This window comes from Arthrobacter sp. Leaf234 (assembly GCF_001422665.1).
Taxonomy (GTDB): domain Bacteria; phylum Actinomycetota; class Actinomycetes; order Actinomycetales; family Micrococcaceae; genus Arthrobacter_D.
This window is the reverse complement of the sequence record NZ_LMLU01000001.1, coordinates 264,900-278,446: the sequence shown is the minus strand read 5'-3', so window position 1 is coordinate 278,446 and position 13,547 is coordinate 264,900. Positions and strand designations below refer to the sequence as shown.

At 68.1% G+C, this 13,547-nt stretch carries 12 protein-coding genes; 3 read left to right on the top strand and 9 right to left on the bottom strand.

Annotated features, from left to right (window positions below; translation table 11 throughout):
- Nucleotides 1-4: 4 nt before the first annotated feature.
- A complete protein-coding gene (locus ASF21_RS01255; RefSeq protein ID WP_055765710.1) occupies nt 5-2,341 on the bottom strand; it encodes a hypothetical protein in 2,337 nt (778 codons plus the stop codon).
- A 285-nt stretch (nt 2,342-2,626) separates the two neighbouring features.
- Here ASF21_RS01255 and ASF21_RS01250 point away from each other — a divergent pair, with 285 nt between their 5' ends.
- Nucleotides 2,627-3,352, top strand: a complete 726-nt coding sequence (locus ASF21_RS01250) for a hypothetical protein (protein ID WP_157365695.1) — start codon at nt 2,627-2,629, stop codon at nt 3,350-3,352.
- Between the two features lie 11 nt (nt 3,353-3,363).
- Nucleotides 3,364-3,570: a hypothetical protein gene (locus ASF21_RS01245; protein WP_055765704.1), complete on the top strand. Its 207-nt coding sequence runs from the start codon at nt 3,364-3,366 to the stop codon at nt 3,568-3,570.
- Between the two features lie 74 nt (nt 3,571-3,644).
- Here the strand turns inward: ASF21_RS01245 and ASF21_RS01240 are convergent, their stop codons facing one another.
- The 6 genes from ASF21_RS01240 to ASF21_RS01215 form a co-directional block, all read right to left on the bottom strand.
- Nucleotides 3,645-4,619 carry a class I mannose-6-phosphate isomerase gene (locus ASF21_RS01240; protein ID WP_055765702.1) on the bottom strand — a complete coding sequence of 325 codons (975 nt, stop codon included), beginning with the start codon at nt 4,617-4,619 and terminating at the stop codon, nt 3,645-3,647.
- Entirely contained in the window at nt 4,616-5,815 is a 1,200-nt protein-coding gene (locus tag ASF21_RS01235) for an ADP-dependent glucokinase/phosphofructokinase (RefSeq protein WP_055765699.1), read from the bottom strand. Before ASF21_RS01235 ends, ASF21_RS01240 begins: the two co-directional genes overlap by 4 nt.
- A gap of 93 nt (nt 5,816-5,908) precedes the next feature.
- Entirely contained in the window at nt 5,909-6,772 is an 864-nt protein-coding gene (locus tag ASF21_RS01230; protein ID WP_055765696.1) for a ketose-bisphosphate aldolase, read from the bottom strand.
- 44 nt (nt 6,773-6,816) lie between these two features.
- Nucleotides 6,817-7,662: a carbohydrate ABC transporter permease gene (locus ASF21_RS01225; RefSeq protein WP_055765693.1), complete on the bottom strand. Its 846-nt coding sequence runs from the start codon at nt 7,660-7,662 to the stop codon at nt 6,817-6,819.
- Nucleotide 7,663: 1 nt separating this feature from the next.
- A complete protein-coding gene (locus tag ASF21_RS01220; protein ID WP_055765688.1) occupies nt 7,664-8,590 on the bottom strand; it encodes a carbohydrate ABC transporter permease in 927 nt (308 codons plus the stop codon).
- A gap of 70 nt (nt 8,591-8,660) precedes the next feature.
- Nucleotides 8,661-9,953: an ABC transporter substrate-binding protein gene (locus tag ASF21_RS01215; protein WP_055765686.1), complete on the bottom strand. Its 1,293-nt coding sequence runs from the start codon at nt 9,951-9,953 to the stop codon at nt 8,661-8,663.
- Between the two features lie 215 nt (nt 9,954-10,168).
- Here ASF21_RS01215 and ASF21_RS01210 point away from each other — a divergent pair, with 215 nt between their 5' ends.
- A complete protein-coding gene (locus ASF21_RS01210) occupies nt 10,169-10,984 on the top strand; it encodes a DeoR/GlpR family DNA-binding transcription regulator (protein ID WP_055765682.1) in 816 nt (271 codons plus the stop codon).
- 13 nt (nt 10,985-10,997) lie between these two features.
- Here ASF21_RS01210 and ASF21_RS01205 read toward each other — a convergent pair whose 3' ends face one another.
- Nucleotides 10,998-11,921 carry an alpha/beta hydrolase gene (locus ASF21_RS01205; RefSeq protein ID WP_055765680.1) on the bottom strand — a complete coding sequence of 308 codons (924 nt, stop codon included), beginning with the start codon at nt 11,919-11,921 and terminating at the stop codon, nt 10,998-11,000.
- A 170-nt stretch (nt 11,922-12,091) separates the two neighbouring features.
- Nucleotides 12,092-13,492, bottom strand: a complete 1,401-nt coding sequence (locus ASF21_RS01200; RefSeq protein WP_055765677.1) for an MFS transporter — start codon at nt 13,490-13,492, stop codon at nt 12,092-12,094.
- Nucleotides 13,493-13,547 lie beyond the last annotated feature (55 nt).

The window sequence follows — 13,547 nt, the reverse complement described above, 5'->3', positions numbered from 1 at the left end:
TAGGTCAGGCGACGCAGCCGCCGAGCGCGATCTGCCCGTCGATGGCCTTGATCTGGCCCTGAACCGCCCCGAGCTTGTCCTCGAGTGCGTTGACAGTGGCCTTCTGCGTGGTGATGGCCGTCTTGTTCGCCTTCTTCTGCGCCTCGAGTGTGCGCAGGACGGTCTGTGCGTCGGTCACCTGCTTGTCGAGGGTGGTGAGCTGGCTCTGCAGGGACGTGAGCTGGGTTTCGGTGGCGCTGATCTCACCGTTCAGTCCATCCAGTTGCGCGAGGAGCGGCGCGACGCGGCCCTGCAGCGTCAGGACCTCCGACTCCTTGCCGGCGATGCTCGAGTTCAGCGCGGCCAGCGCGCCCACCAGGCGATCCATCTCGGTGTTGAGGGCGACGATCTCCGCCTGCTTGTCCGTCACTGCCTTCGCCGCGCTGTCGGCAGCTGCCTGCAGGGTGGGCAGACGGTCCTGCAGCCCGCTGAGCTCGGTCGACTTGGTGGCGACGGCGCTCGTTGCCGACGCCAGCCGGGCTTCCGCTCCGGAGAGGTCGGTGCGCAGCCCGGACAGGACGTCCTTCTGGGCGGTGATGGCGGCCTCGGAGGCGGCGACGCCGTCGGTCAGGCCGGGCAGCGCTGCGACGAGATCGGCGACCACCTGCTCCTGGTCCGCTACAGCGTCACGGGCTTCGTCGGCAGCCGTGACGAGGGCCGGCCGCTGACCCTGAAGGGTGGTCACGTTCGCCTGCTGGGCAGCGACCAGGGCCTTCGCGTCGGCCAGCGCGGTCTGCAGCGCCGGCAGCTGGGACTTCAGGGTTGCCACATCGGCGTCCTTCGTCGCGACGGCGGTATTCGCGGCGGTCAGCGTGGCCTGCAGTTGTGCTGCCTGCAGCTGGAGGGCGCTACTCTCGCCTTGCTTCGCCAGCAGCTGTGCGTTGAGGCTGTCCACCTGGGTCTTGAGGGTCGTGAGGTCGCCCTGCAGTCCGGAGATCTGGGTGCCCTTGTCCGCGATCTGCGTGTTCACGGCGGCCAGGTCGGCCTGCTTCAGCGAGCGCTGATCCATCAGCGACTTCCTGAGGTTCGAGTTGTTTCCTTTGATCTCGCTGATCCTGGTCGTGAGATCGGCGATGTCGGAGTCGAGAGTCGTCTTTTGCACCTGAAGCGCCGTCAGTTGCGTCTCCGCCGTCGTCAGGGCGGTCTGCTTCGTCGTGATCTCACTGTTCTTCGCCGTGATGTCCTTCTTCAGCTGCGTGATCTGCCCGGTCACGGTGCCCTGGAGTGCGGTGTTCGCGGTGACGGCGTCGGCAGCTTTCGTGGCGTCGGCCCGGAGCGTGACGAGGGCGGCCTCGGCGGCCGTGACGGCCGTCGTCTGCGCGGTGACGGCATCCCCGGCGCGGGTGGCCGCCGTCTGAAGGGTTTCGAGGTCGGCCTGTGCGTTCGAGACGGCCGTGTTCTTCGCCGTCACTGCTGCCGCCGCTGCCGTGGCGGCGGTCTGCCGTGCAGTGAGGTCGTCCTCGGCCTGGGCGATGTCGGTCCGCAGTGCGTCGAGCTCCGCCTGCGCCGTGGTGCCGGCGGCGACGAGCTGTCCGAGGAGATCCTCGCCTTCCGCGACAGCCGTCCGGGCGGCAGCGACGGCGTCGGCTGCTTCCCGGGCCGTCGCGGTGAGCCCGGCCAGTTCACCCGTCGCCGTCGTGATGGCGTCGTTCTGGCGGGCTGCATCGCCGGCGGTTCGGGTCACGGTGGCTTCGAGGCCTGCCAGTTCTTCGGACGCGCGACGCACGACCTCACGCTGCGCGTCGACCTGCGCAGTCGCCGCGGATGCCTGGTTCCGGAGATCGGCCGCTGCCGCCTCGGCCGCCGTCAGCTGCGCCTGGATCGGTGCGAGAGCCGCGACGGCTGCAGCCTGCTCAACCTTCAGGTCGGCGAGCTGGGTGTTCGTCGTCGCGATGGTCCGCGTCACGGCTTCCTGCTCCGCGACGACGGTTGCTTCGGCGGCCCGGGCTGTGGTGAGGGCCGTGGCGAGGCGTGCATCCTCGGCTTCGAGGGCTGCGAGCGCTTTGGTCGCGTCGTCGATCTGGGTCTTCAGGGAGGTAGCGCTCGCCTGAAGTGCCGCCTTGTCCGCCTGCAGCTTGGCGATGATGTCGGCGTTCTTCTTCGCTGCGGCCTTGAGGAGGTTCTCCTGCACCGTTCCACGGTGCGCCAGCTGGTTCACCACGCCGTTGCAGATGCCCGACGTCGGACCGGTGGCGGCCGAGGCCTGCGGGGCCAGGAAGAGTGCGCCGCCGAGGAGCCCCGGCAGGAGGACGGCAGTGGCGAGGCGGCGGGAGAGAGGGGATGCGGCGAGACTGGTACGCACGGGTGCTCCTGAATGAGTGAGGGCAGCCACGTCGCCGCCTCCCCAAAGGTAGGGAGCGCCTGCAGATCCGAATACAGTGCCCCGTACTCGACTCCACGATCCTGCTACTCGCGTGCATGCCCCCAGCTACCTGTCAGGAAGCCCTCAGGCTATCTTGATCTCCGTCACTATCGGGCGTTGAAGGGTTGTGCCCGCAATCACGGCTGGGTAACGTTGAATGCGCAAGCTGAAAGGATAAATGAGGGAATCCTGAAAGGTGCAATCAATATGGTCTCAAGAAAAAGAATGACAGCATTCTTCGCCCCCTTTGTGGGCCTGCTGCTCATGGTCACCACCACGGGTGCGGCGACCGCAGCGCCAACAGCTCTCGACAGTGATCCGCTCACCATGACGACAGTCGGTGGTGACGAAGCGGCCGCGAAGACGGAAGCGGCCATGAAGGCACTGTCCGAAGGGTCCGTGGACCTGCAGGCGCCCTTGAATTCCGTGAAAGTAGCGGAGGTGAAGGTGAACTCGGTCACCACCGAGGAGGGCGAGTTCACGACAGTGACGCTGCCGATCGGCGGACCGTACAGCTTCACGAGCAACGTCTCGATGGTGTTCGATGACGCAGGGAATCGACTTCAGTTCAGCGAGACGCTCGTCAGCGAGAATGGCGAAGGCAATTTCAATGTCACCACCTATGTCGATGGCATGGTGACCAGTGACCAGGACACGAATATCGCGTTCATGACCGATGCCGAATTGAAGGCCGATCTGGAGAATTCGCAATCGGCCGGCGGCATGAAGGCCGACGGGGGCGCATCGACGCAGGCGGAGAAGAACACGGGAGCCTGCATCGCTACGGTGCTCGGTGTCAGCGGAGTCGTCGGAAGCATCATCGCCTACAGCTGCGCAGGTGCCTGCGCCGCCGCTGCTGCCGGCGTCGGAGTTCCGTTCTGCGTCGCCTGCATCGCCGGATTCGCCACGGTAGGCGGCGCGTCCATCACCGCCGTCGCAACCTGCTTCTGAGAGGGACGATCATGAGCAACACAACACCTCGGGCGTTTCTCGCGCTCTTCATCGGACTGTTCATCGCGGGCGCCGCCCTGGTGCTTTCGCTCCCGGCGGTCTTCGGGCCGCATGAGCACTACCAGGCCTGGCTGGCCATGATCCTGGGAGGCGTGACCGCGGTCCTCGCGGTCGCCGTGATCCTGATGCGTCCACCGAGACGCGGCGTGAACCACTAGATCGCCGAAGGGGCCCTGCGCACTCCGCGCAGGGCCCCTTCCTCACGTCAGGGCAGCCCCCGCTCGCGCCAAGGTCAGGGGGCCGGAGGCCGCGCGACGAGGAGCTCGCCGGTGCCGTCGAGGTCGAGCGGGCCCTCCCCCGCCGGTACCAGCCACGTGCTGCCGCGCGGGGCTTCCCGGCCGGACAGGGTCACCGGTCCGTCACTGACCACCAGAACCGCGAAGCCCGGATGGAGCCGGGCCGGGCCGTCGACGGGCCGGCGCTCCAGCCGGAAGAACGCGTCCGCGCCGGACGGGAAGGCGGAGCCCGACGGCGGTGACGGGCGCACCAGCCCGCCGAGCGCTTCGCGGGGCAGCGCCGTCCGGTCGACCGCCGTCAGGGCCACGCCGAAGCCGAGCCCCAGATGCCCGTCCGCCGTTCCGTCGAGGGCGAAGTCCCGCCATTCCAGCAGGATCGAGAGGTCCTCCGGCTGCTGCAGTTCGAGCAGCAGAACGCCCTCGCCGATGGCATGCAGCACCCCCGGCGGGACGAACACCACATCGCCGGGGGCCACGTCCACCTGGTGCAGCAGGCCGAGGAGCGCATCGACGTCCTGAGCCTCCACGAGTGCCGCCAGCTCGTCGTCACCGACGCTCCGCACCAGTCCGAGGTGCACGGTGCCGCCGGTGAGGATGTACCAGGCCTCGGCCTTGCCGTGGCGGTGGCCGAGGTGCTCCGCCGCGAAGGCATCGTCGGGATGCGCGTGGACCGGGAGCCGCTGACCGGCGTCGAGCAGTTTGATCAGGAGCCGCACGTCCGCGCCCCAGCGCGCCGCGTGATCCGATCCCAGCCAATATCCGGGATCGGCCGTGACGGCGTCCCGCAGGAGCCGGCCGTCGGCGAGGCGCGTCAGGCCGAGGCCCTGCTCACCGAAGATCGTGGTGGTGGACCCGATCCAGTCCTCCGGCTCGAATGCTGCGTCCGACGCCTCGCCGCGGAAGGACGAGATCTGCGCCCCGCCGCGGTAGAAGCGCTCGGGCGGGCGGTTGGACGGCAGCCGTTCGATCATGGTTGCGGTTCCCGCACGGGTGCGTGGACCACCAGGAAGCCACCCACGAAGCTGTCACCGAGCCCGATGGTGGTGGGCGTCGCGGTGTCGATGCGGTAGGCGGGCACTCCCGCCGCTCCGGTGATCATCCGTTCCACGCCCTCCACCACGTCCTCGCCGCGCGCGCTGCGCGAGAGGAGCGCCGTCGCCTCGAAGTCGGACTCCGTGAAGCCGTCGCCCAGGCGGAAGCGGGTGGCCGCCATCTGCACGGCGCTGGCCACCGCGTCGCGGTGCCCGGCGGCGGCCGGGCCCACGGCGATGGCCCAGTGCTGCGTGTGCACCAGCAGGGCAGGGACCGGGATGAGGCGATGCGCCGCAAGGAGCGCGGCGGCGACATCGGCCGGGTCCAGCAGGTCCACGGGTCGGTCCACGTACTCCTGCAGTTCGTCCTCGTTCATCCCGTACACGTCGATGCGCTGGAGCAGGTGCGCCCAGATGCGTTCGGCGAACCGCCTCACGTAGAAACCCGCGTCCTCGTAGTACACGAGGGCGTCCGCCGGCAGGTGCTCCAGGGCGGCGTCGAGGTCGGTGAGCCGGCGTTCGAGCAGGGCCTCGTCCTGCATGGTGTTGAACCCCGAAACCAGGAAGGCCCTCGCCTCGGTGAGGGCGTCCCCCAGTTCGGGGGCGATGGCCATGCTGCGGTTCGGCGGATCATTGGCGAAGATCAGGCGGTTCGACGACGGCGAGACGATCTCGCCGTCGTCGAACCGGATGACGGTGCCGGGTGGGTACTGCACGATCAGATGCGGGTCCAGGGTGTCCCCGGTGGCCGAGCTGACCCAGGAGATGGACGCCGGCATGAGCCGGCGCACGTGGTCGTCGATGCTGACGAGGTGCTGGACGCTGGGGATGCCGAGCCGGTCCAGGGCTATCCCGGCCCGGACCCCCGTGCCGCCCAGCGTGATCTCCGTGGTGAAGCGGTCCGCGAACTGCTTGACCACCTCGGAGGACTCCACGAAGCGCTCGCCACCGGCGCCGTCGAGCACGAAGGCGAGGATGGTGACCACCAGGGAGCGTTCGTCCACGATCGGTGCCATGGTGGTGAGCTCCGCGCGCCGGATGCCGTACTGCACGGCCAGCGCGCCGAGGACCTCCGCGTCCCAGCGCACCTCGTAGTCGACGGTTCCGCCGAGTCCGAGGACGAGCGTGGTTCCCATGGCACCGATCCTTTCCTGCCGACCTGCGCCGGCGTCCGTCACCTCTGTCTGACCTCTGTCTGCCTCCTGCCAGCATGGTCCCGCGGGCAGGCCTCAGTACAGCTTGGCCTTGCCGTCCGCGCCGAAGAGGTCGATCTTCTCGGCTGCCGTGACCTTCAGGGCGGCGATGGCCTCGGGCTGGATGGCGTTCGGCTCGCGGAGGCGCTCGTCCGTGCCCAGGATGCGCCGCATGGCTTTGTGGTAGGAGACCTTGATGTCGCTGGAGATGTTGATCTTGTTGATGCCGAGGCTCACCGCACGCGACAGCTCGCTGTCCGGGTTCGCCGACCCACCGTGGAGCACGAGGGGGATGCCCACGGCGGCCTTGATTTCCTCGAGGAGGTCGTGCCGCAGCTCCGGGTTCTTCTCCGCCGGGTACAGGCCGTGGGAGGTGCCGATGGCGATCGCCAGGCTGTCCACGCCGGTCTCCTTGACGAAGCGGACGGCGTCGTCGGTGTTCGTGTAGATGATCTCCGCCGCACCGGACTCGCCGTAGCTGTCATTGGCGCCGATGGTGCCGAGCTCGCCCTCCACCTGGATGCCCACGGCGTGCGCTGCCTCGACGACCTTGCGGGTCAGGGCCACGTTCTCGTCGAAGGGGAGCAGTGAGGCGTCGATCATCACGGAGGTGAAGCCGGCCTGGATGGCCGTGATCATCTGCTCGTAGGTTCCACCGTGGTCCCAGTGGATGGCCACCGGGACGCTGGAGCGGTGGGCGCGGCTGCGCATGGCGGCCACGAGGTCGGTGCGGATGTGGGAGACCTCGTCCGGGTGGATGGCGATGATGACCGGCGCCTCCTTCTCCTCGCTGATGTCCATGACGCCGTTGAACATGGCCCAGTCGCTGATGTTGAACGCGGGGATGGCGAAGGTGTGTTCGTTGGCGATGTCGAGGATGGACCTACCGGTGTACAGCACTGTGATTCTCCTTGTTTAGATGACGTGCGAGGGGTGGTGTGGGGTCAGCTCTTGACGGAGCCGGCGGTCAGGCCGCTGATGAAGAAGCGCTGCAGGACCAGGAAGAGGATCAGCACCGGGATGGACCCGAGGATGCTCATCGCCATGATCTGGTTCCACTCGTACGAGTGCTGGCCCATGAGCAGCTGGATACCGATCGGGACGGTGCGCATCTCCGTGGTGCGGGTGAGCGTGAGGGCGAAGAGGTACTCGTTCCAGGCGATCATGAACGTGTAGATGCCGACCGAGACGATCCCGGGGATCGAGATGGGGACCAGCACGCGCCACAGGGCGGTGAGCGACCCGGCGCCATCCACCCGGACGGCCTCGTCCAGCTCGCGGGGCAGCGTGTTCATGTAGCCGGTCATCATGATGATCGCGTAGGGCAGCGTGAACACCATGTAGGTGAAGATCAGCCCCGGGTAGGTGTTGTAGAGGCCGAGGGCCACCACCAGGCCGAAGTACGGGATGAGCAGGGTGATGGGCGGGACGGCCTGCACGCTGATGATCACCACGTTCAGCACGCGCTTGCCGCGGAACTCGAAGCGGCTGAACGCGTAGGCGGCGTGGATGGCCACCAGCAGCGTCAGGATGGTGACGGCGCCGGCCACGAGGTAGCTGTTGAAGAAGAACCGCAGCGTCTCGGAGTTGGTGAGGATCGCGGCGTAGGCGTCGAACGAGAACGTGTCCGTGATGAGCCGGGGTGGCAGCTCGAAGATCTCGGTGTTGGACTTGAACGAGCTGGACAGCATCCAGAGCACGGGACCCGCGGCGAAGACGGCTCCGAGGACGAGTCCCGCCAGTACCCCGGACTTCGCCAGGAGGGTGCGGCGTTGCGTGGTGATCGCCATGTCAATCCCTTGCTTTCTGGTGGCGGACGTAGAGGACGGCCAGGACCAGCGACATCAGCAGGATCAGCACCGCGGCGGTCGCGGCGAGGGAGAAGTCGTAGTTGGCGAAGGCGAGCTTGTAGGTGTAGGTGCTGAGCATCTCGGTGACGTCGATGGGACCGCCGCCGGTGGTCAGCCAGATCAGCGCGAACTGCTGGGAGGTCCAGATCAGATCCAGGAGCAGGAGACTGATGATGATGGGGCGGAGCTGGGGGATGGTCACGTTCCAGAAGCGCTGCACCTGGCTGGCGCCGTCGATGCTCGCCGCTTCGTGGAGGTCCTGGGGGATGCCCTGCAGGCCCGCCAGGAGGCTGACCATGAAGAACGGGTAGCCGGCCCAGATGTTGATGAAGGTCGCCGTGCCGAGGGCGAGCTGCGGATCGGCGAGCCACTCCACGTCCGTGTTCAGCAGGAAGTTCACGATCCCGTTGGGGGACAGGAGCATGCGCCACAGGACGGCGATGACGGCCGCGGTGAACAGCCAGGGCAGCACGTACAGGGCCCGGAAGATGGCGCGGGAGGTGACGCTGATCAGTGGGCTGTTCAGCAGCATCGCGAAGGTGAGGCCGAGCACCAGGTGCACGGCGACGCTGACGGTGGAGAAGAAGACGGTGTTCCCGGTGGCCTTCCAGAAGGCCGGATCCGTCAGCACCGTGACGTAGTTGTCCGCGCCGGCGAACTCGGAGGACGACTTCAGGATCACGTTGTCCTGGAAGGAGTAGCCGATCACCATCACGATCGGGACGATCATGAGGACGAACAGCAGGATCAGAGTGGGGGCGAGGAAGCCGTAGGACTCGCCGGCGCGGCGCAACTGGCGGCGCTTGCGGGGAGGAGCTCCCTGGAGGAGCGTCTGGGGATCGGGTGGGGTGACGGTGCGGAGGCTCATGGGAGTGACCTTTGTGGGGGATCGGGCACCGCGCGGGGGCAGCGGTGCCCGATCCGGTTCGGGGGAGGACCTAGAACTCGCCTTCCCATTCCGTCTGCGCCTTCTCGAGCGCTTCGGAGAGGGACTGCTGGCCGTCGAAGGCGGACTGCAGCTGGGCGCCGAGCTGGCGCATCAGCTCCTCTGCCACGGGGAGCCCGACGAACTCGTTGGCGGGGTAGCCCGCCTGGTAGATGTCGAAGGCGGTCTTGAACAGCTCGTCGTCCTCGACGAACTCGGGGACGGAGCCGGTGTTGCCGGGGAAGGCATTCGCCATGGTGGAGAGCTCGGAGTTCGTGTCCTCGCTCATGAGGAAGGAGACCAGCTTGGCGGCGGCGTCCTTGTTCTCGGAATTCTCGGCGACGCCGATGCCCCACGAGGCGTAGGGGATGCCGCGCTCGCCGGTGTAGTCGTCGGCGGCGGGGACCGCGGAGATGGAGAACTTGAGGTCCGGGTTGGTCTCGCGGATCAGGTTGATGTGGGCGAGGGAGTCGATCATCATGCCGACGCGGCCGTTGGTGAACTCCTCCACCTTGTCCTGTTCCTTCATGGTGAAGCTGCCCGGGGCGATCACGCCGTCGTCCCACATGCCGCCGATGAAGTCGACCGCGGAGGTGACGTCGTCATTGGTGAGGTCCGGCTGGCCGTCCTTCAGCATGGTGCCGCCCGAGGCCCAGGCCCAGGACATGACGTCGTTCTGGACGCCGTTGGGTGCTTCCAGGGAGAGGGGGAGGACCCAGCCGGAGGCGTCGCCGTCGAGGTCGGAGATGCTCTTGGCGGCATCGGAGAACTCCGTACGGGTCTCCGGGGGTGCGCTGACGCCCGCCTGGGACAGGAGGTCGTCATTGGTGAACATCGGGTAGACGAAGTTGACCACGGGGACCATGTAGGTGCTGTCGTCGACCTTCACCTGGCTCACGAGCTGGCTGTCGTCGAATCCGGCGTCCTCGAGGAGGGGGGTGAGATCGGCGATGACGCCCTGCTCGGCGAAGTCGCTGACCCACGCGCCGTCCAGGCCGACGACGTCGGGCATGGTGCCCGAGGCCGCACCGGCGAAGAGCTGCTCCTTCGTGGAGGCGTAGGGGCCGCTGACGAGGTCCACGGTGATACCGGGGTTCTCCTCCTCGAACGTGTCGATCAGGGAGCGGAACTCGCCGTCGGGAAGCTCGGGCTCCCACCACTGGGCGAACTCGATGGTGACGTCGCCGCCGGCCTCCTCGGACGCCGATCCGCCCGAACCGCAGGCCGTGAGTGCGATGATCGAGGCGGCGGTGGCAATGCCGGTGAGCAGTCTTGCGCGGGAACGCGTGCGCCGATGGGTGGACATCAGGTCTCCTCGTTGAGATGGTGCGATATTTCGCTTGATTCTGCCGTTTCTTGCTGTTTCCTTCTTGAGTGTGCGCGCTGTCACACGGCGCCGTCAAGAGTCTCCGGGAGAAAGACGCGTTAAACGGCAGACCCACCGGCAGATTTGCCGCAAGGATGTGCTGTTATGTGCTGTTTCTCGTGCCGTCGGGGCCCCGATGTGTTACAGATGAAGGCATGACATCGCAAGAACTGCAGCGCGTCCGCCAGCTCCCTGCTGGGCGGAAGGCCGATCTTGCGTCCTATGTGGACGAGGTGGGCCGCGTGACCGTCGCCGACCTCGCAGCCCACTTCAACGTCTCCATCGACACCATCCGCCGGGACCTCGACCAGCTGGACCGCGAGAACATCCTCATCCGGACCCACGGCGGTGCGGTCAGCACATCGGAGCGGGCCGGGCGGGACCGGGAGATCGATGTGCGCCTGAGCATGCAGGCGGCCGAGAAGGAGGCGATCGCGCAGCTGGCGGTCGACCTGGTGACGGACGGGTCCGTCCTCATGATCAATGCGGGGACCACGAGCCTCGCCGTGGCCCGGGCACTCCGGAACCACCGCAACCTGACGATCGCCACCAACAACCTGCGCATCCCCGCGGAGATCTCACCGACGGTGTTCCGTGACCTCTACATGTTCGGCGGAGCCGTGCGCACGCTCACCCAGGCGACGACCGGCCCGGTCACCCTCGGGATGAGCGGCAGCACGCCCGAGGTGGACATCCGCTGCGACATGGCGCTGATCGCCGTCGGCGCGGTGGACGGGTCGGGCTGCTCGACCTCGAACCTCGGCGACGCCGCCATGATGGCCGAGATGATCAGCCGGGCCGAGCGGACGGCCATCCTCGCCGACTCCACGAAGCTCGACCGACGGCTCTTCGCGCAGATCGTCCCGCTCGAGGGGGCCGACTACCTGGTGACCGACCGGGCGCCGTCGTCCGGACTGGCCGCGGCGCTGGACGCCGCGGGCGTGACGGTCCTGGTGCCCGAGGGGGAGTGAACCGCCGGGCGGATCAGGCCTTGCCCGCCGAGAAGGCCGCGCGGAGTTGCGCCCCGATGAAGCGCCGGGCGGCGTGCGCGTCCTCGATGATCCCGCCCATGAACACGAAGGGGTGCACCTGGCCGGCGAAGCGGACCGTCGTCACCCTCGTGCCGGCCGCCGCCATGGCCCGCGCGTACTCCTCGCCCTGATCGCGCAGCGGGTCGCACTCGGCGGTGACCACGGTGGCGGACGGCAGGCCGGCCAGGTCCGTGGCGTGTGCGGGTGAGAGCCGCGGATCGGTGCGGTCGGCGGTACCGGCGTACTGGCTGTAGAAGTACCCGAGATCGCGCGTGGTGAGGAAGTGGCCGTCGGCGAACTCCCGGTAGCTGCCCGAATCGCCGGCGAGGAGGTCGGTCACGGGGTAGATGAGCACCTGGTGCACCAGGCGCGGTGTGTGGTCGCGGAGCTGCTGGGCGGTCACCGCGGCGAGGTTGCCGCCTGCGCTGTCGCCCGCGACAGCCACCCGCCGCGGGTCGATGGCCCAGGGCGATTCCCCGGTGAGCAGGGCCCTGGTCACGGCCATCGTGTCCTCGAGGGCGCCGGGGAAGGGGACCTCCGGGGCCCGGCGGTAGTCGACGCTGACGACCACCGCCTGGGCGTGGACGGCAAGGGCCCGGCACGTGCTGTCCGCGATCTCGACGTCGCCGAGGACCCACCCGCCGCCGTGGAGGTACACGACCGCCGGCTGTCCGCCCTCATCGTCGGACGGCGTGTAGACACGCACCGGCACGCCCGCGAGCGTCGCATCGACGACGGAGGCCAGCTCCGCCTTCTCCCCGGTCAGGGGGAGGGCGTTGACGAGATCGGCCCGATTCTGCTCGGCGGTCTGCGTGTCGAGGGGAGGGGCGTCGACGAGCAGATCGAGGAATCGCTGCGCATCGGGGTGGACCGGCATGGTGGCTCCTTGGGAGGGTCGGTAGCGGAGGGTGGGCGCCCGACGGCGAAGCCGGCCCCCGCGCTCCCCGAGCCTAGCCCGGCCGGAGTCGTCGTGCCCGTCCTCGGGCCGACACGCGAAAGCCCCGACCCGCGGGTGACGACCGGCGGATCGGGGCTTTCGTGCGAGGGTCAGACCCGTTCGGCGAGCTTCCGCTCGCGCATGGCCTTCTCGTCGCGCCCCACCGAGTACATGAAGGCGATGGCGAGCAGGACGCACGCCAGGATGAGGACGAACGTGGTGTCCCACCCGAAGTTGTGCACCGACAGGCCGATGCCCGTGGAGGCCAGCGTGGCCCCGAGGACGTAGCCGAAGAGACCCGTGAAGCCTGCGGCCGTTCCCGCCACCTTGCGCGGGCTGAGGTCGAGGGCCTGCAGGCCGATGAGCATCACCGGTCCGTAGATGAGCCCGCCGATGACCACCAGTGCGGCGTAGGAGACCCCGATGGGCCACTCGACCGGTGACAGCCAGTACACCAGGACGGCCAGGAAGACGCCGATCAGGAAGGTGATGCCCGCGGGGGAGCGGCGGCCGCGGAACACCCGGTCACTGATGTAGCCGCACAGGAGGGTGCCCGGGATGCCCGCGAGTTCGAAGAGGGAGAAACCGGCGATCCCCTCGCCGAGGCTCGCGCCGCGCTCGTCCGCGAGGTACACCGGGGCCCACACGAGTACGCCGTACCGCAGCGTGTAGACGAAGACATTGGCCAGCGCGAGCTTCACCATGGTGGCGTTCCGGATGACGTAGCGGTTGACGGTCTCCCAGGTCGAGGCACTCTCGTCGGCGGCGTCGGACTCCACCGGCGCGGGATCGTTCCTGAACTCCTCGATGGGCGGCAGGCCCTCGGACTCCGGGGTGTCGCGCAGGAGGACGAAGGCGATGACCGCGATCACGAGGCAGACGATGCCGGGGAACCAGAAGGCGGCCTGCCAGTTGCCGAAGGTGGCCAGGGCCAGGCCCGCGAGGGCGCCGGAGCCGGCACCGCCGATGTTGTGGGCGACGTTCCAGAGCGCCGTCTTGGAGCCGCGCTCCGACGTCGAGAACCAGTGGACGAGGGTGCGTCCGGAGGGAGGCCACCCCATCCCCTGCACGAAGCCGTTGAAGATCATGACGACGGCGAAGAACGCGACGCTCGCGCCGATCCCCGGCATGAACCCGATGAAGAGGTTGGCGACCGCGGAGAGGGCCAGGCCGATGGGCAGGAAGAGCCGCGCGCTGCTGCGGTCGCTGACGATCGCGCTCAGGAACTTGCTGAGGCCGTAGGCCACGAGGACCGCGTTGGTGATGATGCCGAGGCCCAGGGTGGTGAAGCCTTCCTCGTCGCGCAGGATCGTCGCGACGAGCGGGACGTTGTTGCGGACGAGGTAGTAGCCGGCGTACCCGATGAAGATGCCCAGGAACACCTGGAGGCGGAGCTTCGGGTAGCGCTTCGCGACGGTGGTGTCGTCGAGGCGTTCGGCGGGTGGGGGCGCGGCGAGGAACCTCATGAGTCCCTTGTCGGCCCAGGTGCCACTGGTCGTGGATCGAGTCATGGTTCCTGTCTTTCGGTGATGCTGCGCGAGTGGTGCAGGCGTGGGGCGGTGCGGG